The organism is Streptomyces sp. NPDC005302, from assembly GCF_040607345.1.
In the GTDB taxonomy this organism is placed as follows: Bacteria; Actinomycetota; Actinomycetes; order Streptomycetales; family Streptomycetaceae; genus Streptomyces.
In genome coordinates this window covers 21,406-43,573 of record NZ_JBEXGN010000031.1, presented here as the reverse complement: position 1 = coordinate 43,573, position 22,168 = coordinate 21,406, and the positions used below count along the sequence as shown (strand labels likewise).

At 72.6% G+C, this 22,168-nt stretch carries 17 protein-coding genes; 12 read left to right on the top strand and 5 right to left on the bottom strand.

Annotated features, from left to right (window positions below):
• Positions 1–25: 25 nt before the first annotated feature.
• The 4 genes from ABZT74_RS31825 to ABZT74_RS31810 all read left to right on the top strand — a co-directional run bounded on the left by ABZT74_RS31825 (position 26) and on the right by ABZT74_RS31810 (position 2,706).
• Entirely contained in the window at positions 26–967 is a 942-nt protein-coding gene (locus tag ABZT74_RS31825; RefSeq protein ID WP_356440630.1) for a diacylglycerol kinase family protein, read from the top strand.
• A 204-nt stretch (positions 968–1,171) separates the two neighbouring features.
• Positions 1,172–1,591: an aspartate 1-decarboxylase gene (gene panD / locus ABZT74_RS31820; RefSeq protein ID WP_356440627.1), complete on the top strand. Its 420-nt coding sequence runs from the start codon at positions 1,172–1,174 to the stop codon at positions 1,589–1,591.
• A 69-nt stretch (positions 1,592–1,660) separates the two neighbouring features.
• Positions 1,661–2,005: a GNAT family N-acetyltransferase gene (locus ABZT74_RS31815; RefSeq protein WP_356164421.1), complete on the top strand. Its 345-nt coding sequence runs from the start codon at positions 1,661–1,663 to the stop codon at positions 2,003–2,005.
• Positions 2,005–2,706: an aspartate/glutamate racemase family protein gene (locus tag ABZT74_RS31810; protein ID WP_356440624.1), complete on the top strand. Its 702-nt coding sequence runs from the start codon at positions 2,005–2,007 to the stop codon at positions 2,704–2,706. Before ABZT74_RS31815 ends, ABZT74_RS31810 begins: the two co-directional genes overlap by 1 nt.
• A 985-nt stretch (positions 2,707–3,691) precedes the next feature.
• Here ABZT74_RS31810 and gndA read toward each other — a convergent pair.
• Positions 3,692–5,131: an NADP-dependent phosphogluconate dehydrogenase gene (gene gndA / locus ABZT74_RS31805; protein ID WP_356164417.1), complete on the bottom strand. Its 1,440-nt coding sequence runs from the start codon at positions 5,129–5,131 to the stop codon at positions 3,692–3,694.
• A 550-nt stretch (positions 5,132–5,681) separates the two neighbouring features.
• Between gndA and ABZT74_RS31800 the strand changes: the two genes are divergently transcribed.
• Entirely contained in the window at positions 5,682–6,887 is a 1,206-nt protein-coding gene (locus ABZT74_RS31800; protein WP_356440621.1) for a transglycosylase family protein, read from the top strand.
• On the opposite strand, the gene ABZT74_RS31795 is transcribed toward ABZT74_RS31800, so the two are convergent.
• Positions 6,877–8,253, bottom strand: coding sequence for a DMT family transporter (locus ABZT74_RS31795; RefSeq protein WP_356440618.1), 1,377 nt, complete (start codon positions 8,251–8,253; stop codon positions 6,877–6,879). The genes ABZT74_RS31800 and ABZT74_RS31795 overlap by 11 nt on opposite strands.
• Before the next feature lie 210 nt (positions 8,254–8,463).
• Here ABZT74_RS31795 and ABZT74_RS31790 point away from each other — a divergent pair, with 210 nt between their 5' ends.
• The 6 genes from ABZT74_RS31790 (at position 8,464) to ABZT74_RS31765 (ending at position 17,562) form a co-directional block, all read left to right on the top strand.
• Entirely contained in the window at positions 8,464–9,213 is a 750-nt protein-coding gene (locus ABZT74_RS31790) for a (2Fe-2S)-binding protein (protein ID WP_356440615.1), read from the top strand.
• A 127-nt stretch (positions 9,214–9,340) separates the two neighbouring features.
• Positions 9,341–10,492 carry a glycogen synthase gene (gene glgA, locus ABZT74_RS31785; RefSeq protein WP_356440676.1) on the top strand — a complete coding sequence of 384 codons (1,152 nt, stop codon included), beginning with the start codon at positions 9,341–9,343 and terminating at the stop codon, positions 10,490–10,492.
• 85 nt (positions 10,493–10,577) lie between these two features.
• Positions 10,578–11,798, top strand: a complete 1,221-nt coding sequence (gene glgC, locus ABZT74_RS31780; RefSeq protein WP_355863907.1) for a glucose-1-phosphate adenylyltransferase — start codon at positions 10,578–10,580, stop codon at positions 11,796–11,798.
• Positions 11,799–12,128: 330 nt separating this feature from the next.
• Positions 12,129–14,462 (top strand): GH92 family glycosyl hydrolase, encoded by a 2,334-nt coding sequence (locus tag ABZT74_RS31775; RefSeq protein WP_356440612.1) that lies wholly within the window; start codon positions 12,129–12,131, stop codon positions 14,460–14,462.
• Positions 14,463–14,617: 155 nt separating this feature from the next.
• Complete coding sequence (locus tag ABZT74_RS31770) at positions 14,618–15,946, top strand: wax ester/triacylglycerol synthase family O-acyltransferase (protein WP_356164407.1); 1,329 nt, start codon at positions 14,618–14,620, stop codon at positions 15,944–15,946.
• Positions 15,947–16,047: 101 nt separating this feature from the next.
• Positions 16,048–17,562 (top strand): SDR family NAD(P)-dependent oxidoreductase, encoded by a 1,515-nt coding sequence (locus ABZT74_RS31765; RefSeq protein ID WP_356164406.1) that lies wholly within the window; start codon positions 16,048–16,050, stop codon positions 17,560–17,562.
• A gap of 274 nt (positions 17,563–17,836) precedes the next feature.
• On the opposite strand, the gene ABZT74_RS31760 is transcribed toward ABZT74_RS31765, so the two are convergent.
• The gene (locus ABZT74_RS31760; protein WP_355863916.1) at positions 17,837–18,397 is read right to left on the bottom strand and encodes an HD domain-containing protein; all 561 of its coding nucleotides are present in this window, start codon (positions 18,395–18,397) and stop codon (positions 17,837–17,839) included.
• Between the two features lie 531 nt (positions 18,398–18,928).
• Here ABZT74_RS31760 and ABZT74_RS31755 point away from each other — a divergent pair.
• Positions 18,929–19,102 carry a hypothetical protein gene (locus ABZT74_RS31755; protein ID WP_355863918.1) on the top strand — a complete coding sequence of 58 codons (174 nt, stop codon included), beginning with the start codon at positions 18,929–18,931 and terminating at the stop codon, positions 19,100–19,102.
• Positions 19,103–19,246: 144 nt separating this feature from the next.
• On the opposite strand, the gene ABZT74_RS31750 is transcribed toward ABZT74_RS31755, so the two are convergent.
• Together ABZT74_RS31750 and ABZT74_RS31745 are read right to left on the bottom strand one after the other, a co-directional pair.
• Complete coding sequence (locus ABZT74_RS31750; protein WP_356440609.1) at positions 19,247–20,587, bottom strand: amidase family protein; 1,341 nt, start codon at positions 20,585–20,587, stop codon at positions 19,247–19,249.
• Positions 20,588–21,000: 413 nt separating this feature from the next.
• A complete protein-coding gene (locus ABZT74_RS31745; RefSeq protein ID WP_356164404.1) occupies positions 21,001–22,050 on the bottom strand; it encodes a LacI family DNA-binding transcriptional regulator in 1,050 nt (349 codons plus the stop codon).
• Between the last annotated feature and the right edge of the window lie 118 nt (positions 22,051–22,168).

The window sequence follows — 22,168 nt, the reverse complement described above, 5'->3', positions numbered from 1 at the left end:
CACCCGGCTTGGAGTGCCCGTCGTCATGAGCGCCCCGTTCGCATCGGTCCTGGTGATCGCCAACCCCGTATCGGGTACGTACCTGCCCGCGACGGCCGAGACGGTACGCCGCCGGTTCGCCGACGCCGGCCACACCGTCACCCTCGCCGTCACCGAACAACCGGGCCACGCCCGCAAGTTGGCCGCCGAGGCGCTGGCACCCGGCGGACCCGACATCGTGGTCGCGCTCGGCGGCGACGGCACGGCGCACGACGTGGCCGCGGGCCTGGCGAACACCGGGAACTCCTCACCCCAGCAGGCCGCCCGGGTGCCCGCCCTGCTGATCCTCCCCACCGGAACCGGCAACTCCTTCTACCGCGAGATCTGGGCCGACCGTCCCTGGCGCGAAGCTCTCGAACTCGCCGTGACAGAACCGTACTTCCGCGCGATCGACCTGGCGCGCGTCGCGGAGAACGGGGCGTCGGCCCTGCTCGGCGCCTCCACCGGCGTGGTCGCCCAGTCCCTCATCACGGCCCGCGACATCACCGACGCCGGCCGCGAACGGTACGAGAAGGCGGTCGCCGCCTCTCTACGGGCCTTCACCCCGTACCCGGGCCGGGTCCTGGTCGACGGCGAGGTGGTGCAGGAGGGCCCGACCGTCTTCGCGAACGTCGGCGGCGGCCGGCATCGCGGCGGCCGGTTCAAGCTGCTCCCGGACTCCGTCATGGACGACGGCCTCCTCGACGTGTGCGTCGTCGGCACCGCCCTCCCGCTCCACGAACTCCCCGCCCTCTCCCGGGACGGCGGCCACGTCGGCCGCGAGGGCGTGGTCTACGCCCGCGGCCGGAGCATCGTCGTGGAACGCACGGACGGCCACCCCCTCGTCTTCGAGTACGACGGCGACGTACTGGAGACACCGGGGGAGCGGTTCACGCTGGACGTGGTGCCGGGGGCGCTGCGGGTCGTGGCGCCGTTGCCCGAGGGGTAGTCGGGGCGGCCGGGGGCAGTGCCGGCGCATCGCGGAGGACCAGCGAGGGTTCGCTCTACGAGGACGTGAAGCCGGGATTCCGGCCCTGGGCCGGGTGTAGTGCCTGAACGGCAGACCGCGAGTCGGTCCGAAGCCACCCGTTGTAGAGTGAAAAGCGCCCTTGACCTGCGCACGCAGGCAGGGAGCCGACCTTCGGAGCAACGCATGCTGCGCACCATGTTCAAGTCCAAGATCCACCGTGCCACCGTCACCCAGGCCGACCTGCACTACGTCGGGTCCGTGACGATCGATGCCGATCTGCTCGACGCCGCCGATCTGCTGCCCGGTGAGCTCGTCCACATCGTCGACATCACCAACGGCGCCCGCCTGGAGACGTACGTCATCGAGGGGGAGCGCGGGTCCGGGGTCATCGGGATCAACGGCGCCGCCGCCCATCTCGTGCGGCCCGATGATCTGGTGATCATCATCAGTTACGCTCAGGTCGATGACGCCGAGGCGCGGGCGCTGCGGCCGCGGGTCGTGCATGTGGACCGCGACAACCGGATCGTCTCCCTCGGTGCCGATCCGTCCGAGCCGGTCCCGGGCTCGGACCAGCAGCGCAGCCCTCAGGCCGTCACCGCCTGAACCACGGCGTCCGTGTCACGGGGCGGAGTGGCGCCGCAGCACCTGGAACCGAGGACCCGAGGAGTGGCCGTGAGCGACATCGAGATCCGTGACGACCGGCCGGCCGGACGTCTTGAGGCGTTCGCCGGTGACGAGGTGGTCGGGCACATCGAGTACTTCGTGCTGGAGGAGCCCGCCCGCGCCCTCGTCCCGGTGCACACCATCGTGGAACCCGAGCACGAGGGCCACGGCATCGCCGGCTCCCTGGCCCGCGAGCTGTACGCCATCGCCGCGCGCGAGGGCACGGTGGTCGCGCCGCTCTGCCCGTACGTCGTGAAGTGGGCGGAGCGTCACCCCGAGGAGGCCCCGGCGGCCGACCCCGCGCTGCGGAAGGCCGCGCTGGAGTGGCTCAAGGCGCACCCCGGACGCTTCTGATGTCCGGGGCGCCGCCCCCGGCGTCGTCCGGAGCGCCCCTTTCCGGGTCGTACGGGCCCCTCGCCCTGCTGCACACCTCGCCCGCCCACATCCCCGTCTTCGACGCCCTGCGCGACGAGGACCACCCGGGCCTGGACATGCGGCACCTCGTCGCCGAGGAACTGCTGGCGCGAGCCCGTCGCGAGGGGCCCGACGCGGTGGCCGACGACGTCCGGACCCTGCTCGTCGCGGCCGTCGCCGACGGCGCGCGGGCCGTGCTCTGCACCTGTTCGACCATCGGCGCCATCGCCGAGGGGGCCGACGCCGGGGTGCCCGTGCTGCGCGTGGACCGGCCCATGGCCGCCGCGGCGGTGGCCGCCGGTCCGCGGGTCGTCGTCCTCGCGACCGTGGCGAGCACCCTGGAACCGACGGTCGCCCTCGTCGAGGGGGAGGCCCGCCGCGCCGGACGGCCCGTCGAGGTCCGCACGGTTCTCGTCGACGGCGCGTGGGACCTGTTCGAGGCGGGTGACACGGACGGCTGCGCCCGCGCGGTGGCCGAGGCCGCCGACGCCGTCACCGAAGCCGACGCGATCGTCCTCGCCCAGGCGTCCATGACTCCGGCACAGGACCTGACCAGCACCACGATCCCGGTGCTGTCGAGCCCCCGGCCCGGCCTGGCGGCGGCGGCCTCCACCGCCGAGCGTCAGCCGCAGCCCGGGTAGACCGGCGACCCGCGGCCCGGGGTGCGCCCCGAGCCGCCGAGGACGGGCAGTGGCCAGCGCCGTGCCCCGGTGCTGCAGCGGCGCCGGCAGCACCTCTCGTTCGGTTCTCGTTCGGTGGCCGCGCCGTGTGACGGCCTTCCGCGGCGTGACCCGGCCGTCCACCGGCTCTCTTCGCGCGGCCTCCGCCCGGATCCCGGACGTGCGGGCGACCCGTCCCACCGGAGACAGGGAGGCGTGGGGCCCGGTCCTCCGCTGTCTCGACCGGTGTTCGACCGTCAACCGGCCCGGCCGGTGAGCCGACCAGTAGGCCGGCCCGCGGCGCTCCACACCTCGGTCGGCGATCGACGGCCGGCCAGGCGTCGGCCCCGGTGACCGAGGCCCGCCGGCGGACCCTGATGCGCCGTGGGCGGCGGGGCCTGGCCGGCTCGGCCGGCTTCGGCCGCGTGCACATTGCAGCCCGCCCCCGCGGGTAACCCCCGCACGCTCCGTTGCCCCACCTGGACCGCATCCTCGCGCGACGGGGTGAGTGCATGGTCGGCTGCTGGGTACGCGGGGAACAGTCCAGGGCCGACGTACCGAATGGCTGGAGGACCGCCATGACGCAGCCGTATCCCGCCCCCGTACCGCCGGGGCCCACCCCCGGGCCGAGCCCCGAGCCGCCGGGCCCGTCACCCTTCCCGGACCCGGTGCCGGACCCCGGTGGCCCCGACCCCACGCCCGGGCCCCCGAGGCCCGACCCGACTCCCGGCCCCGGCGGCCCCGAGCCCGTACCCTCCCCGTCGCCGGTCCCCAAGCCGCCGGGTCCGGACCCCGTTCCGGAGCCCCAGCCACAGCCCGGACCGCTGTCCTGAGGAGCGAGGGGCCCGCCGAGCGCGGGCCCCGTACCTGGGGCCGCTGCCCCTGAAGCACGGCCGAAGCCGCCACAACCCCCGCTGGGGTGTGGCGGCTTCGGCCGTTCCGGCGTGTGCCGTTCGCCCGGGTCCGGTTACGCGTCGACCTCCGACCGGTCCCCGCCCCACAGGGTGTGGAACGAGCCCTCCCGGTCCGTCCTGCGGTACGTGTGCGCCCCGAAGAAGTCGCGCTGGCCCTGGGTGAGGGCCGCGGGCAGACGCTCGGCGCGCAGGGCGTCGTAGTAGGCGAGGGCCGCGGAGAAGCCGGGCGTGGGGACGCCCTGGCGGGTGGCCGCGACGACGACCTCGCGCCAGTCGTCCTGGGCCGCGGCGATCTCCTGGGCGAACGTGTCGTCCGACAGCAGGCTCGGCAGGTCGGGACGGGCGTCGTAGGCGGCGCGGATACGGTCCAGGAAGGCCGCCCGGATGATGCAGCCGCCGCGCCAGATGGAGGCCACGGCACCGAGGTCGATGTCCCAGTCGTACTCGTCGCTGCCCGCGGTGATCTCGTGGAAGCCCTGCGTGTACGAGACGATCTTCGACGCGTACAGCGCCTGCTCCACCCGGTCCGCGAAGGCCGCCGCCTCCGCCTCGCCGAGCTGCCGCGCCTTCGGCCCCGCGAGGCCCCGCGAGGCCTCACGGAGGTCGGCGTGCCCGGACAGCGAGCGGGCGAAGACCGCCTCGGCGATGCCCGAGACCGGCACACCCAGGTCCAGCGCGATCTGCACGGTCCAGCGTCCCGTGCCCTTCTGCTCGGCCCGGTCCTGGACCACGTCGACGAACGGCTTGCCCGTCGCCGCGTCCACGTGCGAGAGCACCTCCGCGGTGATCTCGATCAGGTAGGAGTCGAGCCGGCCGGTGTTCCAGGTGCGGAAGATGTCGGCGATCTGCGCGGGGGAGTACCCGGCGACGTCACGGAGCAGCTGGTAGGCCTCGCCGATGAGCTGCATGTCGGCGTACTCGATGCCGTTGTGGACCATCTTCACGAAGTGCCCGGCGCCGTCGGGGCCCAGGTGCGTGACACACGGCGAACCGTCGTCGGCCTTGGCGGAGATCTTCTCCAGCATCGGGCCGAGCGAGGCGTACGACTCGGTCGAGCCGCCCGGCATGATGCTCGGCCCGTGCAGCGCGCCCTCCTCACCGCCGGAGACCCCCGTGCCCACGAAGTGGATGCCCTGCTCGCGCAGCGCGTGCTCGCGGCGCCGGGTGTCCGCGAAGTGGGCGTTACCACCGTCGATGATCATGTCGCCGGGCTCCAGCAGCGGCGCGAACTCCTGGATCACCGCGTCCGTCGGCTCGCCCGCCTTGACCATGATCACCAGACGTCGGGGCCGCTCCAGCGCCTCCACGAACTCCTTCGCCGTCTCGGCCGGGACGAAGGTGCCCTCGTCGCCGAACTCCTCCACCAGTGCGTTCGTCTTGGCGGCGGTGCGGTTGTGCACGGCGACGGCGTACCCGTTGCGCGCGAAGTTGCGGGCGAGGTTGCGCCCCATGACCGCGAGACCCGTGACGCCGATCTGGGCTGAAGTGCTCATACGGTTTGGCTCCTAAGAATTCCGCTGGGTGGGCCGGGAAGAAGGGGTGGAGTCGACAGGTCCCGGTATCGGTGGGTCCTGTGTCGACAGGTCCCCGTGTCGGTCGTGTGCGTCCTCGCCGTCCGTCCCGCTCGTTGGTGGTGCCCCAGAGCCATCCTGACGCGTCGGCGGAGTCCACGCAGAGGCACGCGGAAGAACCGGGTGCCACCGGGAGGGCGGGTTTCGGCCAGGCCCCGAGCCCCCGGCCACCCGTCGCACGGGACGCGCACGCACCGGAACGCCTCCCCCGGATCGCGGATCCCATGCCCGTGACCTCGTCCCCGGCCCCTCGTCCGACCGGGGCATCCGACCTCCACCGGCCGAGGACGGCGGCGAGTCCCCTTCCTTACGGGATCCGGGACGGTCACCCGGCGTGCAGGGCCGGAAGAGGCGACCTGTGCTCTCCCGGCCTGTCAACCGCCGTTCGGGAGCGACCGATTGCCGTCTTGTCCTGTCCTGTTCCCAACGCTTACTTTTGCCGCTCCTGACGCATGTCTAGGGGGGCTCCCTCATGGCCGTACGCGGTCGGCACCGCCGGTATCAGCCGAGCAGGATCAACCGTGCCTCACTCACCGTCACGGTGGGCGGCGCGGGGATCGCGCTCCCGCTCGTCGGAACCGGAATCGCGCACGCGGCCGATGTCGGCACCTGGAACAAGGTCGCCGCCTGCGAGTCCGGCGGGAACTGGAGCATCAACACCGGCAACGGCTACTACGGCGGGCTGCAGTTCAGCCAGTCCACCTGGGCGGCGTACGGCGGGACGGCCTACGCCCACCGTGCCGACCAGGCCTCCAAGGACCAGCAGATAGCCATCGCCGAGAAGGTGCTCAAGGGGCAGGGACCCGGCGCCTGGCCGGTGTGCTCGGTGCGCGGCGGACTGACCAGGGGCGGTGGCACCCCCGACGTCCACCCCGCGGCGACCACACCGCGGAGCACCCCGCAGACCGCGCAGCGCTCGAAGCAGGCGCCGCAGCGCTCCGTGCGGGACGTCAAACCGCAGAACACACCGCAGTCGCAGGCCGGCACCGCCGAGATGTACACCGTGGTGCACGGCGACACGCTGTCCGGCATCGCCGGCTCGCGGCACGTCCAGGGCGGCTGGCAGGGGCTCTACGCGGCGAACCGTACGACCGTCGGCTCCGACCCGGACCTGATCCTGCCGGGCCAGCGGCTCGCCCTGCACGGCACAGCGCCCGCTCCCGCGCACCCGCACACCGCTCCGGCGCCGGCGAAGAAGAAGGCCGCCGAGGCGCCCGCGAAGAAGACCCCCGCCGACAAGGCGTCCACACACACGACGACCACCCGGAAGTCCCACTCGCTGGTGGCCCCGGTGCAGGCGGCGACCGGCACGCAGTACCGCGCCGCCGGGTCGTCCTGGTCGAAGGGTTACCACACGGGCGTCGACTTCCCGGTCGCGACCGGCACGTCGGTCGCGGCGGTGGCCGCCGGTCACGTGGTCACCGCGGGCTGGGGCGGCTCGTTCGGCTACCAGGTGGTGATCCGGCACGCCGACGGCCGCTACACGCAGTACGGCCACCTCTCGGCGATCTCCGTGAAGGCGGGCCAGAGCGTGGTGGCCGGCCAGCGCATCGGCCGCTCCGGATCCACGGGCAACAGCACGGGCCCGCATCTGCACTTCGAGGTGCGGACGGGGCCCGGCTTCGGTTCGGACATCGACCCGGTGGCGTACCTCCGGGCGGGCGGCGTCAGGATTTGACGCGGGTGCGGCGGTGGTTCACGAACGGCATCGGCACGTAGGGCACCCCGAGCATGGCGGTCAGGTACGGCAACTCGTCCCTGGCCGCCGGTTCCCGCACGGCGGCGTCGGCCTCGGGGCCGGGCGCCTTCACCGGCGCCGGAACCAGCACCGTCCCGCCGCCGGGCTGCGCCTCCGGCACGAGCACGGTCCCGCCGGTGGGCCGGGCCGTCGGCACCGGCACGATCCCGTCGGCGCTGTGCGGCGCCGAGAGGTACACCGCCTCGTCGCCGGGCTGCTCCTGGAGCCCCGCCAGCAGTTCCCGAACGTGCGCCTCCGAGGCCGTGAGTGACGTGAGAGCGCCCAGGTCCGAGGGGACCAGCGGGCCGACAGGACCGGCAGCCGCGGGCGCCGGCGGACCCGACAGGGCGGCGGGCGCCGGCGGACCCGACAGGGCGGCGGGCGCCGGCTCGTCGGCCGGGCTCGCGACGTCCTCCCGCGGCCGGGCGTCCGTCTCCGGCACCGCTTCCGCCGAGCCGCTCACCGAGCGTGCCGCGCCGCTGCTGATGCGCTCCGACGTGAGCAGGATCAGACCGCCCGCCGCGACCACACCGCAGCCCAGGGCGAGCGCCGTGCCGGTCGTGCCGTAGCGGAAGGTTTCGCCGAACATCGTGATGCCGACCGCGGCCGCCACGACGGGGTTCACCACCGTCAGCGTGGCCAGCGGCGCCTCCAGGCCCGCGCCGCGGTAGGAAGCCTGCGAGAGCAGCATGCCGGCGGTCGCGAAGACTCCGATCGCCGCGAGGCTCGACAGGTCCGCGAGCGAGACGTGCCGCGACCAGTCCACGGCGACGGTCTTGGTGAACACCGACGACATGCTGAACGCGATGCCCGCGCCGACCGCCAGCAGGATGCTCCGCACGGCCGGGTGCCGGTGCGCCGCGCGCCCCGCCACCATGAGCGCCGCGACCGAGCCGCCCGCCACCACGCCCAGCGCCAGACGCTGGGCACTGTTCAGGGAGTTCGCGTCGGATGCGCCGACCAGAGCGAGCAGTCCCGCGAGACCCACCGTGGCCATGATCGCGCCACGCCAGGCGGCGGCTCCGGCCCTGCGGCCGACGAACAGGGCCGCCATCGGGAGGGCGAAGACGATCGTCAGCGCGCCGAGCGGCTGGACGAGAGACAGGGGGCCGAAGGCGAGGGCGACCACGTGCAGCAGTCCCCCCACGCCGGTCAGCGCCACGGCGGCCCACCAGCCGGGACGGCGCACCGGGGCGTAGGCCTGGCCGGGAGAGGTCAGCGCGACCTGCTCCTGGATGATGGCGCCGCCCGCGTACGCGACGGCCGAGACGAACGAGAGCACCACGGACAGAGCGAGGGCACTCATGAGTCCCTCCTCTGCGTACGGCGCGGGCTTTCGACCCGGCGCGACGAACGGTCGGCTTCCATGGAAACAACGATGCCTCGCGTTTTAGTTCTCGTCGTCGTCCCTGAGGCTCCATCGGGTCCTACTGCCGATGGAGTACAGATCGGGCCTCGTCCTCCCCAGGGTGGGCGACACCACGGAGCGATCCACTGGTGGTACCCCCTAGGGGGCTTGGTACTACTGGTCTTCGTGGACCTCGACCCCCAGCTGACGGCGCTCGGCGCACTCGGCGGTTTCTTCGTACTACGCACCGGGGTACCCCCGCGCGGCCCCCTGCCGACCCTCGCGCGGGCGTACGCGCGACCGCGAGCCGACGGCCCCGGGGAGGTTTACGGAGATCCGATGACTTTCCGCGTCGAGAAAGTCGCGAAGAGCATCGGAGCGCCGGAGGCCCGCGTCGCGGCGTCGGTGGCGCAACAGGGCCTCGCGGCCCGCCTCTGGTCGATCGCGCTGGGGTCCGCCGTGGTCCACGGGCAGGTGCCCGACCTCGACCCGGAACTGCTCCGCTGGGACCCGGACGCCGGCGCCCCGGACGACCTGTGGCTGACCGAGGTCCGCGCCCGGCCGGTGAGCGAACTCGACGAGGTCGTGCGCGCCGGGCATCTCGTCCCGTTGAGCGCGGCCCTGCGCGACCGGTACCGCGTCTCCCCGGGCCTGCTGTGGGGCAACGCCGGCTCCGCGCTGGCCGGAACCGTGCGCCAGCTCGACCGCTGGGCACGCGGCCACGGACGGCCGGAGGCGGGGGAGCGGGCCCGGACACTGGCCGCCGCTCTCCTCGCGCACCCGGATCTCGCCGGCACGCTCGACCCGCGGACGCTGCGCCGCCGCAGCTGTTGCCTCTACTACCGGGTGCCCGGCGGCGGCGTGTGCGGCGACTGCTGCTTCGACCGCCCGCCACGGCCCGCGCCCGGCCGGAGCTGACGGATCCGAACCGCCCCGCGCACCCCGCCCGCCCGAAGCCGGCGGAACCACTTCCCGCACGCTCTTCCGCATCGGCGTCAACTGAGTGACCATGAAGGGCATCTGCCGACTACGACAGGGGTTCTGTGTGCGCGTGGGCCTGCTGACCCGGGAGTACCCGCCGGACGTGTACGGCGGTGCCGGCGTCCATGTCGAGTTCCTGGCGCGGGAGTTGCGCGCCCTCACGGACCTCGACGTGCACTGCTGGGGCGAGGGCGGTGCCGGCGGGGTGGTCCGCCACCGGCCGTGGCCCACGCTCGACGGCGCCAACGACGCGCTGCGCACCTTCTCCGTGGACCTCTCCATCGCCGCCTCCCTCGAAGGCCGCGAACTCGTCCACTCGCACACCTGGTACGCCAACCTCGCGGGCCACTTCGGCAAACTCCTGCACGGCATTCCGCACGTCATGACCGCCCACAGCCTCGAACCGCTGCGGCCCTGGAAGGCCGAGCAACTCGGCGGCGGCTACGCCCTGTCGAGCTGGGCCGAACGCACCGCCATCGAGGCCGCGGACGCCGTGATCGCGGTCTCCGGAGCCATGCGGGACGACATCCTCGGCTGCTACCCGGACCTGGATCCGGACCGGGTGCGCGTGGTGCACAACGGCATCGACACCTCCCTCTACCGCCCCGACCACGGCACCGACGTGCTGGAGCGCATCGGCCTGGACACCGCCCGCCCGTACGTCCTGTTCGTCGGCCGGATCACCCGGCAGAAGGGCGTGCCCCATCTCCTGCGCGCGGTACGGGACATCGACCCGTCCGCCCAGGTGGTGCTCTGCGCGGGCGCCCCCGACACCCCGGAGATCGACCGGGAGTTCCGTGAGCTGTACGAGGAGCTCAGTGCTGTGCGGGACGGCGTGCACTGGATCCCGCAGATGCTGCCCCGGCCGGACGTGATCCAACTCCTCACCCACGCGGCCGTGTTCGCCTGCCCCTCGGTGTACGAGCCGCTCGGCATCGTCAACCTGGAGGCGATGGCCTGCGGAACGGCCGTGGTGGCCTCGCGCGTCGGCGGCATCCCCGAGGCCGTCGAGGACGGCGAGACGGGTCTCCTGGTGCCCCTGGACGACGACTTCGAGGCGGGCCTCACGGCAGCCCTGGACTCCGTGATCGCCGATCCCGGGACGGCTCGCCGCATGGGCGAGGCCGGACGGCGGCGCGCGGTCGAGGAGTTCGGCTGGGACGCCGTCGCCCGAAGGACCGTCCAGTTGTACGAGGAAGTCCTCAAACCGGGGTAGTGGTCAGGCAGGCGCAATTTTCGGAACCACAACGGCCGGATCCCTCCATCCGGGACGGCCGGACCGGGCTTAGAGGGGCGGCGGCATGCGGCGCGGTGGACCTTCGGTGCTGGGAATCGTACTGGCGGGCGGTGAGGGCAAGCGGCTGATGCCGCTCACGGCGGACCGGGCGAAACCAGCGGTGACCTTCGGCGGTACGTACCGCCTCGTGGACTTCGTACTCTCCAATCTCGTCAACGCCGACATCCTGCGCATCTGCGTCCTCACGCAGTACAAGTCGCACTCGCTGGACCGGCACATCACCACCACCTGGCGGATGTCGAGCCTGCTCGGCAACTACGTGACACCGGTCCCCGCGCAGCAGCGCCTCGGCCCCCGCTGGTACCTGGGCAGCGCGGACGCGATCCTCCAGTCGCTCAACCTCATCCACGACGAACAGCCCGAGTACGTCGCGGTGTTCGGCGCCGACCACGTCTACCGGATGGACCCCCGGCAGATGCTCGCGCAGCACATCGAGGGCGGCGCGGGGGTGACGGTGGCCGGCATACGGGTGCCCCGCTCCGAGTCGTCGTCCTTCGGGGTGATCAGCCCCGGTTCGGACGGCCAGACCGTGCGGGGGTTCCTGGAGAAGCCAGCCGACCCGCCGGGCCTCGCGGACGCCCCCGAGTGCGTCTTCGCGTCGATGGGCAACTACATCTTCACCACGAAGGCCCTCATCGAGGCGCTCCAGCGGGACGCCGAGGACGAGAACTCCGTGCACGACATGGGCGGTTCGATCCTCCCCGCGCTCACCGAGCGGGGCGAGGCGCAGCTGTACGACTTCAGCGACAACCACGTGCCCGGCGAGACCACCCGCGACCAGGGCTACTGGCGTGACGTCGGGACGCTCGACGCCTACTACGACGCCCACATGGACCTGATCGCCGAGCGGCCCGCCTTCAACCTGTTCAACCGCAACTGGCCCATCTACACCAGCTCCGGCCAGCTGTCGCCGGCCCGCTTCAACGCCGGGGGCATCGCCAGCGAGTCCATCATCAGCGCGGGCTCCCTGATCCGCGGTCAGGTGACCCGGTCGGTGCTCTCGCCGGGCGTGCTCGTCGACCCGGGGGCGGTGGTGCAGGGCTCGATCCTGCACGACAACGTGAAGATCGGGCGCGGCGCGGTGGTCCGCGGCGCCGTGCTCGACAAGAACGTCGAGGTGCCGCCGGGCGCGACGATCGGCGTCAACCCCGAGCGGGACGCCGACCTCTACACGGTCTCCAAGGGCGGGGTGATCGCGCTGGGCAAGGGCCAGCGCGTGCCGTAGGGCAAGCCCTGACCGCCCCGGTGGCGGCGGCCCGGGACCCCGGCCGCCGCGCGAGGACGAACGGCCCCGGGCACCCGGCTCACCGAGCCGGGTGCCCGGGGCCGTTCTGTGCACGTCTTGTCATGTCCCTGGACAGGGCGCGGAATCGCGTGCTGTCATGCCAACTGCTGTGGATGACAACGTCGTGTACCACTGACAACGATGTCATCCCGTCCGGGCGCGACGCGTCCCGGGGGATCCCCGCCGGTTGCCGGGAAAGCCGGCCCCCCGCCCCGACCATGCAAGAAGACAACGACAACGATGTCGCCCACCCCACCGGAGGTCTCCCGCATGAGATGGACCCGGCGCCTGCGCCTGTGCACGGCCGGGCTGGTGACAGCGTCCGCGCTGCTCGCCCTGCCCACCGCACAGGCCGCCGAGCCGCGCGACGGCCAACTCACCGATCTGGTCAACCCGTTCATCGGAACGGAGAACGAGGGCAACACCTACCCCGGCGCCGCCGTGCCCTTCGGCATGGTGCAGTTCTCGCCGGACACCGGGCACAACACCGGCTACGACCACTCGCAGAACCACATCCGCGGCTTCTCGCTCGTCCACCTGTCAGGCGTCGGCTGCGGGCTCGGCGGCGACCTGCCCGTGCTCCCCACGACCGGGGACGTCACCCGGACGGACTACGGGCAGTACGCGGCCGAGTTCAGCCACGACACCGAGTCGGCGAGCCCCGGCTCCTACAAGGTCGGCCTGAAGAGCGGCATCGAGGCCGAGCTGACCGCCACCGAGCGCACCGGCGTGCAGCGCTACACGTTCCCGGCCACCGACAAGGCCAACGTGCTGCTGAACGCCGGCCAGTCGCTGCACAAGACCGTCTCCACCAAGGTCGAGATCCTCGACAACCGGACCGTACGGACGGCGATCACCGGCAGCGGCTTCTGTCAGGGCACGAAGCCGTACACGGTGTACACGGTCACCCGGTTCGACCGGCCGTTCACCACCTCGGGCACCTGGAACGGCGACACCGTCACGCAGGGCTCCGAGAAGACGTCGGGCACCACCGGGCGCACCGGTGCCTTCGTGCGCTTCGACACCACCGAGGACCGCACCGTCGAGGCGACCACGGCGCTCTCCTACGTGGACGCCTCCGGCGCGGCGGTCAACCTCCGCGCGGAAGGGGGCCGTTCCTTCGACGCGGTCCGCGGCGCGGCCCGCCGTGCCTGGGAGGACCGGCTGGACGACGTACGGGTGAAGGGCGGCACGCAGACCCTGCGCCGCACGTTCTACTCGTCGCTCTACCGTTCCTTCCTCGCGCCGAACGTCGGCAGCGACGCGGACGGCCGCTACACCGGCTGGGACCAGAAGGTCCACCGCGCGAAGGGCTTCACGTACTACCAGAACTGGTCGCTGTGGGACACCTACCGCACCCAGTCGCAGCTGTTGTCGCTGCTCGCGCCGCGCGAGGCGCGTGACATGGCGATCTCCGTCATCAGGATCGACGAGGAGAGCGGCTGGCTGCCCAAGTGGGGCTACGGCACGGCCGAGACGAACATCATGACCGGCGACCCGGTCACCCCGTTCCTCACCAACGCCTACCAGCAGGGCCTGCTCAAGGGCTACGAGGACCGGGCCTACCGGGCGCTGAAGAAGAACGCGGACGGCGTGCCGCCCGCCGGCTCCCCGGCGCTGGGCCGCGAGGCCAACCGGGAGTACATCGCGAACGGCTTCGCCCCGTACGTCAAGGGCCGCCCGCACGCGAAGCCCGGCGACTCGGACTACGACCACGGCGCCTCGGCCACGCTGGAGTACGCCCTGTCCGACGCCATGCTCGGCGAGATGGCGCGCGATCTGGGCCACGACCAGGACGCCGCACGCTACCTCGCGCGGGCCCAGAACTACCGCACGATCCACGACCCCTCGACAGGCTTCTTCCGCGCCCGGGACGCCGCGGGCGCCTTCACCGGACCCGCCGACCCCGCCCAGAGTGAGGGCTTCCACGAGGGCACCTCCTGGCAGTACCAGTGGCTCGTGCCGCAGGACCTGCCGGGCATGGTGGATCTGATCGGCGGCAAGCAGGCGGCCAACGACCGTCTCGACTCGTTCTTCGCCTACGACCAGCTCCTGAAGGACCCGGCGAAGACCGCCCGCGAGGTCTGGGTCAACGGTCCGTACGCCTACTACAACGCGGACAAGTACAACCCGCAGAACGAGCCCGACCTCATCGCCCCGTACACCTACCTGTCCACCGGGCAGCCGTGGAAGACGACCGATGTCGTGCACGCGGCGCTGACCCTGTTCACGGACGCGCCGACCGGGATGACCGGCAACGACGACCTCGGCACGATGTCCGCCTGGAACGTGCTGTCCTCGATCGGGATCTTCCCGGTGCAGCCCGGTTTCGACACGTGGGGTCTGTCCACGCCCGTCTTCGACCGGGTCGACCTCACCCTCGACCGGCACTACTACCCGCACGGCGCCCTCACCGTCACGGCGCCGGGCACCTCGGACACCGACCGCTACATCCAGGGGGCCCGCGTCGACGGTTCGTCGTACGGCCGTACGTATCTGACGACCGACAAGCTGAGGAGCATCCGTTCCCTCGGATTCACGGTCGGCTCCGAGCCGTCCGGGTGGGGAACGTCGGCCTCGGCCGCGCCCCCGGTCCTGAAGTGACGCCCGGCATGTCCTGATGCGACCGAGTCCCGCCCCTCCCGCGAGGGGCGGGACTTAATCTGGTGTTAACTGTGCGTAGCTTGATCGTACTTGACCGTAATCACTGGTCCGGGTTTGACTGCAGGTTCACCCGTCGTCGACGCGAGAGCAAGCCTTTGACTTCCGATTTGCTCGCACCACTCGACCTGGCCTTCTGGAACATCGAGTCCGCCCGGCATCCCATGCACCTGGGCGCCCTCGGCGTCTTCGCCGCGCACTCGCCGGCGGCCGGCGCCCACGCGGCGGACCTGCTGGCCGCCCGCGCTGCCGCCGTGCCCGGGCTGCGCATGCGCATCCGCGACGTGTGGCAGCCGTTGGCCCCGCTGGCCTTCGGCAGTGCGACCCGCGAGCCCGCAGCCGACTTCGAACCGCTCGACCACGTCCTGCTGCACGCGCCGACCGCCGACTTCCAGGCCGAGGCCGGCCGGCTGATGGAGCGCCCGCTGGAGCGCGGACGCCCGCCGTGGGAGGCGCACGTGCTGCCCGGGGAGGACGGAGTCTCCTTCGCGGTGCTCTTCAAGTTCCACCACGCACTCGCCGACGGGCTCAGGGCCCTCATGCTCGCCGCGGCCATCATGGACCCGATGGACCTTCCGGAGCCCCGCCCCCGCCCCGCCGAGCCGCCCCGCGGACTCTTCCCGGACGTGCGCCGACTGCCCGACCTCCTTCGCGGCACCCTCTCCGACGTGGGCCGGGCCCTCGACATCGGCGCCTCCGTCGCCCGCGCCACCCTCGCCGCCCAGTCCTCGCCCGCCCTCACCTCGGCGCCCACGGGCACCCGGCGCACCGCCGGCGTCGTGATCGACCTCGACGACGTCCACCGGGTCCGCAAGACCGTCGGCGGCACCGTCAACGACGTCCTGATCGCCGTGGTCGCGGGCGCCCTGCGCCGGTGGCTCGACGAACGCGGCGACGGGAGTGAGGGGGTCGCCCCGCGCGCCCTCATCCCCGTCTCCCGGCGCCGCCCGCGCACCGCTCAGCCGCAGGGGAACCGGCTCTCCGGCTACCTGATACGGCTTCCTGTCGACGATCCCGACCCGCTCGGCCGGCTGCGCGCCGTGCGGACGGAGATGGACCGGAACAAGGACGCCGGGCCGAACCGGGGCGCCGGCGCGGTCGCGCTGCTCGCCGATCACGTGCCGCCCCTCGGGCACCGGCTCGGCGGCCCGGTCGTCGGCCAGGCCGCCCGGCTGCTCTTCGACATCCTCGTCACCAGCGTTCCGCTGCCCAGCCTCGGCCTCAAGCTCGGGGGCTGCCCGCTCACGGAGGTCTACCCCTTCGCCCCGCTGGCCCGCGGCCAGGCCCTCGCCGTGGCCGTCTCGACCTACCGGGGGAGCGTCCACTACGGCCTGGTCGCCGACGCGGAGGCCGTCCCGGACCTCGATCTGCTGGCCCGTTCGCTCACCGAGGAGGTGCGCGCACTGATCACCGCCTGCACGCCATGATCACCACGGGTTTGGTGCCGCGCCGATTGGTCCGTAAAATTCCGCCTTCGAAAGCGAGCGCGGTTCGAACGCGGCGCACAACCCGAGGAACGGCAGCAGCGATGACGGTGACAGACGACGGCAGGGCGACCCCCGCCGTGGACACGACAGAGATGGCCGACGTCGCGTTCGGTCCCGGTATCGACCCCGAGCGGCTGGCCGTCTGCCTCAGCGTGCTCGACGAGCTCGACAAGATCGACGTCGACCACCCCGACGCCATCGCCGTGCGCCGCGCCACCGCGGGCGTCTACCGGACCGTGAAGCAGCGCCGCCGTCAGGACCGCCGCGCCGCCAAGACGGCCCACGACAAGCAGGTCACCGAGTCCACCGCGACCGGCTCCGCCCAGCGCATCGACGACGAGACCGAGGGCATCCTCCCGTCGTCGGTGACGGAGGAGGGCCGGATCGCCGGGATACTCCAGCGTCCGCGCTCCTGCTACACGTGCAAGACCCGCTACGTCGAGGTCGACTACTTCTACCACCAGCTCTGTCAGGACTGCGCCGCCCTGAACCGCTCCCGCCGCGACGCCCGCGCCGACCTCACCGGCAAGCGCGCCCTGCTCACCGGCGGCCGCGCCAAGATCGGCATGTACATCGCGCTGCGCCTGCTGCGTGACGGTGCCCACACCACCATCACCACCCGCTTCCCGCACGACGCGGTCCGCCGCTTCAAGGCCATGGACGACTCGGCGGACTGGATCCACCGCCTGGAGGTCGTCGGCATCGACCTGCGGGACCCCGCACAGGCCGTGTCCCTCGCCGAGCGGATCGCGGAGCAGGGGCCGCTCGACATCCTGATCAACAACGCGACCCAGACCGTACGGCGGCTGCCCTCCGCCTACGCCGCGCTCGTCGAGAGCGAGAGCGCCCCGCTGCCGGCCGGTGAGCTGCCCGCCCGCCACATCATCGGCGCCTTCAACTCCGGTGCCGTCGACGGACTGACCGCGCTGCCCGCCGGGGTGTCCGGACTGGACGCGCAGAAGGTCGCCGACCTCGCCCTGGTCGCCGGCAACGCCAGTGTGGTTCGGCACCGTGACGGCACCGCCATCGACGCGGGCGGCCTGCTGCCGGACGTCGTCGACAGCAACACCTGGGTGCAGACCATCGAGCAGATCTCCCCGGTGGAGCTGCTGGAGACCCAGCTGTGCAACTACACGGCGCCGTTCATCCTGATCAGCGCCCTGCGCCCGCAGATGGCCGAGGCCGCGCGCAAGGCGTCCGCCGGGCGCTCCTACATCGTCAACGTCTCGGCGATGGAGGGCGTGTTCGGCCGCGGCTACAAGGGCGCGGGCCACCCGAACACGAACGCGGCGAAGGCCGCGATGAACATGGTGACGCGCACCAGCGCCCAGGAGATGTTCCAGAGCGACGGCATCCTGATGACCTCGGTCGACACCGGCTGGATCACCGACGAGCGCCCGCACTACGACAAGCTCCGGCTGGCCGACGAGGGCTTCCACGCCCCGCTCGACCTGGTCGACGGCGCGGCCCGCGTCTACGACCCGATCGTGCGCGGCGAGCTGGGCGAGGACCTGTACGGCGTCTTCCTCAAGGACTACGCGCCCGGCAAGTGGTGAACGGGCGGCGCGTCGGATGACGTGCTGTCGGTGAGGTGTCCCGGTGGCGTCCGTCGGCAGGTCCGGCGGACGCCACCGGCACGCCGGGCGGCATCGCCGGGACGCGGCTCGGCCCACACCCGGTTCCGTCGACGCATTCGCCGGTGTCGCTCGGCGCGTTCGCCCGCAGCGCTCCCGCGCCGAGCCGCGGTCCGGACCGTCTGTGCTGGGGACGGGTCAGGTCAGGCCGGGGCCGCGTGGTCCCGGCCGGCTCGCCGCCCTGTTCGGGGCGCCGTCAGTCGACGGCGCCGAGGCGGGCCGTGCGGGACGCCACCAGTTCCAGTACGGGCCGCCAGTCCTCCATGATTCCCGCGTCCAGTCCGACGACCTTTCCCGCGTCGTCCGCCTGCCGCAGGGTCACCGCGTCCTCGGCCAGCGGGTCCCGCTCGAAGGCGGCCGCCTCCCGCGGACTCATCGCGCCGCCCTGGGCGGTCATCGTCAGCGCGCTCTGCGGGGACAGTCCGCGGCCCGGCGACGTGGCCGCAAGGTAGCGCTTCGCTCCCACATGCAGCTGGACGAGACGTGCGACCCGGTCACCGAGCAGTGGCCGCACCGCCGCGGCGGCGTGGTCGGCGTGCCCGGCGTCGTCGCCCGGCCTGAGCAGATGCCCGATGTCGTGCACCAGCCCGGCGACCTGGAGCTCCTTGTCGCTGGGCCGTTCCCGGCGCAGCAACGCGGCGGTCTGCAGGCCGTGATCGTGCAGATCGACCGGATCGCCGGTGCCGTCGGGGGTGTCCCACGCGCCCCGGCAGGCGTGCAGCAGATCCATCAGATCGTCGACGCCGCGCAGCTCCATGCGTCGGTCCTCCCACGAGAAAGCCTGTGCCGGTCGTCAGCAGACCATGGCCTCCTTGCGAACCGGCCAACGGGACCTGAACTGCGCACCGCCTCCGGTGGTGTCCGACAGGGGCGACGCCCGTCGGTCGCCGGTGACCTCAGACTGGCCCCTGACACGTCCTGATGCCCGCCCCTATGGTCGGTATTGAGCCGAATGGGTGGCGGCGAAGGGGGCATCGTGTTTCAAATCGCCGCAGATCGGGGCCTGATGGGGCCCGGGCGACCCGCGACGGTAACGCGAAGTTTTCGGCCCCATCGAGCAGTCACCCGCTCATTTGGTTACCCTGTAGCCGACGGGCAGCCTTACTGGGGTCCACCCACACCCACGGTCCGTCCCGGGACAAGCCGGTCACCACGGCCTGATCTCACCCGAGTTACCGGCGCCACCGCGTCCCTAACTGCCTTCGACTCACACCCGAGCGGACGTCAGGCGGCCGGAGCAGACCGGACCGCACGTCCCGAGGGTGACCCGACACATAAGGAGTGCGCGGTGACACCAGAGAAGACGAATCGCGATCAGCGCCCCAAGGAACGTACGGAGCGCGCCGGCGGTGCCGACATCAAGCTCGGCAGCCTGGAGGTGTGGGCCAGGTCCGCCCCGATCCGCCTCGCGGGCTACGAGGACGACCTCGCCGAGCCCCACATCCTCCCCAGCGTCGACTGACCGGCGCGGGGATCGGTCCATCGCGATCGCTGAGGGCATGGGCGTGCACGGTTCACGCCCATGCCTCTCGGAGCAGCCGCGGCCGGCGACCGGCCGCGGCTCCCGTCTTCTCCGGCGAGGGTGAGTCCGCCCCTCCCGGCCGAGCTAGTCGAGCCGCGCGGTGCGCCGCCACGGGTTCAGTACCTCCAGCTGTCCGGCCACGTCCAGCAGAGCCGCCTCGGAGCCGGGACGGCCGACGAGCTGCACGGCGCACGGGGCGCCGTTCGGCAGGGTGCCGAACGGGACCGCCATCGCGGGCCAGCCGGTGAGGTTCCACGGCGGAGTCATCGGCGAATAGGCCGTGTTGGCCAGGATGTTGCGCAGCCAGCCCCGCTCGTGCCAGGCCACGGAGGCGGGGCTGCGGCGCGCGAGCGCCGGGGTGAGCAGGACGTCGTGCTCCGCGAAGAACGGCGCCAGCCGCGCGCGCAGCTGCTCGCGACGGACCCCCGTGCGGACCCCGGTCACGAAGCGGCGCCCGACGGCAGCGTGCACCCGGGTGCGCCGGGCGAGCCTGCGCGGGTCGAGGTCCTCGGCGTCCACCGCAGTGCCCGCCGTCCAGTGCGCGAGCGAGGTCGTGCTCAGCCAGAGCGGGTACGGCGGGTCCGCGGGCCGCACGCGGTGTCCCGCCTCGGCCAGCAGCGCGGCCGCCTGACGGGCCGCGGTCGTATACGGTCGCGTGACCCTGATGCCGGCCAGCGGACTGCGCACCGAGACGGCGATGGTGCGCGTGGCCGGCTCCGCGGGCGGCGCCTGCCCGGTGTCGGCCAGGACGGAGAACATCAGGCGGGCGTCCTCGACCGTCGTGGCCAGGGGCCCGTTCTCCGACATGCCGAACCAGTCGCCGTGGCCGATCCCGGCCGGCACCACGCCGTGGCCCGGTTTCAGGGCGACCAGGCCGCAGTTCGCGGCGGGGATCCGCAGCGAACCCATACCGTCGTTGCCGAGCGCGATGGGCGCCATCCCGGCGGCCACCGCCGCGGCGCTCCCGCCGGAGGAACCGCCCGCCGTCCGGGACAGGTCCCAGGGGTTCCGGGCGGTGCCGTGCACCCCCTCCGTGGTGCCGAACACGCACAGCTCGGGCACGTTGGTCAGTCCCACCACCACGGCACCGGCCGCGCGCAGCCGGGCCACCGTGACGTGGTCCTCGTCCGCGGGGGTGTCCGGGGTCGCGGCCGAGCCCATGCGCGTCGCCTCGCCGCGCACCGCGAGGTTGTCCTTCACCGCCACCGGCACACCCGCGAGGGGGAGGCTCCCGAGATCCCGGGAGAGCAGCTCGTCCGCCTCCGCGAGTGCCGCCTCGGCCCGCACCGTCCGGAAGGCGCCGACCCGGCCGTCGAACCGTTCGATGCGCGCGAGGTGTTCGGCCACCACCTCGCGCGGTGCGACCCGCTGTTCGCGGACGGCGGCGGCGATCTCGGTGGCGGTCCGGCCGACCCAGGTGGTCACGGGCGCTCCTCGCTCCAGGTCCTACTGGTGAGTAGTACGTGTACGGGGTGCACTCTGCCCGGAGGGGGGCCGCCGCGTCGAGAGCCGTCCGCCTCGGACATGCGGTGCGGTCCTGTGGGGCTTTCGCGCGGGCGTCGGCCGGCGTTCCCACAGTTTGACGGTTCGTCCGATCACTGGAGCAACTCCGGCCGCCCAAAGCTCCGTTGAGTGTCATGTGGGGTGGATCGATCATCAGACCTCCGATGAATGCCGGAAGTCGTCGGGTCCTGCGGATCGACGCGCTCACGCTAGACCGGTCACGGGACGAAGAGACGTGAGAGGCGGGGCACAGGGGCGTAGGGTGGACGCCGCTCACGAAGGTCTACCCCTTGCGCCTCCCACGCTCCGTCACCCCCGTGCGCCCCCCCAGCGCCTCACACCTCCGTCGTGCAGGGTCCCGTGCTCTCGCGCTCGATCAGCCGTGGAACCGGGACCCGTACCGTCCGCGCCGGACCGCCGTCCAGGAGTGCCGTCAGTTCCTGCGCCGCCGTCCGGCCGAACTCGACCGTGTCCCGGGACAGCGCGGACAGCCACGGCTTGACCATGCGGCACAGCGGCGAGTCCTCCCAGGCGACCACCGACACCGCGCCCGGCACGGAGAAGCCCAGCTCGCTCGCGGCGGCGACACCGGCCAGAGCCATCACGTCGTTGTCGTAGATCAGCGCGCTGGGCGGCTCGGCACCCTCCAGCAGACGCCGGGTGACCGCCGCGCCCTGCGCGTCCGAGTAGTCGGTGGTCACCGAGCGGACCTCGGGCAGGCCGCGCCGCTCCGCCTCGGCACGCAGGGTGCGGATGCGCCGCTCGGTGTGGGCGAGCCCCGGCAGACCCGCGATGTGCACGATCCTGCGGTGGCCCAGGGCGTACAGGGCGTCGACGACCGCGGCCATCGCGCCCGCGTCGTCCGCCCACACGGTGGACATGCCCGGATGCGGGGCGTCCGGCGCCCCGCCGATGACCACGGCGGGCAGGCCGAGTTCGTCGAGGAGCCCCGGACGGGGATCGTCGACGCGTGGGTCCACCACGAGCACGCCGTCCACGCGGTGCTCGGCCCACCAGCGCCGGTAGACCGCGCACTCGGCGTCCACGTCCTCGACGACCTGGAAGAGCAGGCCGAGATGACGCTCCGCCAGCACCTCCTGGATGCCCGAGATCAGCTGGAGGAAGAACGAGTCCACGCCCAGGGCGTCGGCGGGCCGCGCCACCACCAGGCCGACGGTGGCCGCGCCCTCGCCGGAGAGCTGGCGCGCCGCGGTGCTCGGCCGCCAGCCGAGCTGCTCGGCGACCCGGCGCACCCGGTCGCGGGTGACCTCGGAGACGCCGGGCCGGTCGTTCAGCGCGAAGGAGACCGCGCTCTCGGAGACTCCGGCGCGCCGCGCGATGTCCTTCATCGTCGGCCGGCGTGCCGGAGACCGTTTGGCTGGCACGGGACTCCCCATTTCTTCGGGTCATGCACTAAAGCGCTTGAGTCCTGTCAGCCTAAAGCGCATTAGCGATCTCGCGCAAGAGGCCTGTCGCACCGCTCTGACCTGCACTAATGTCATC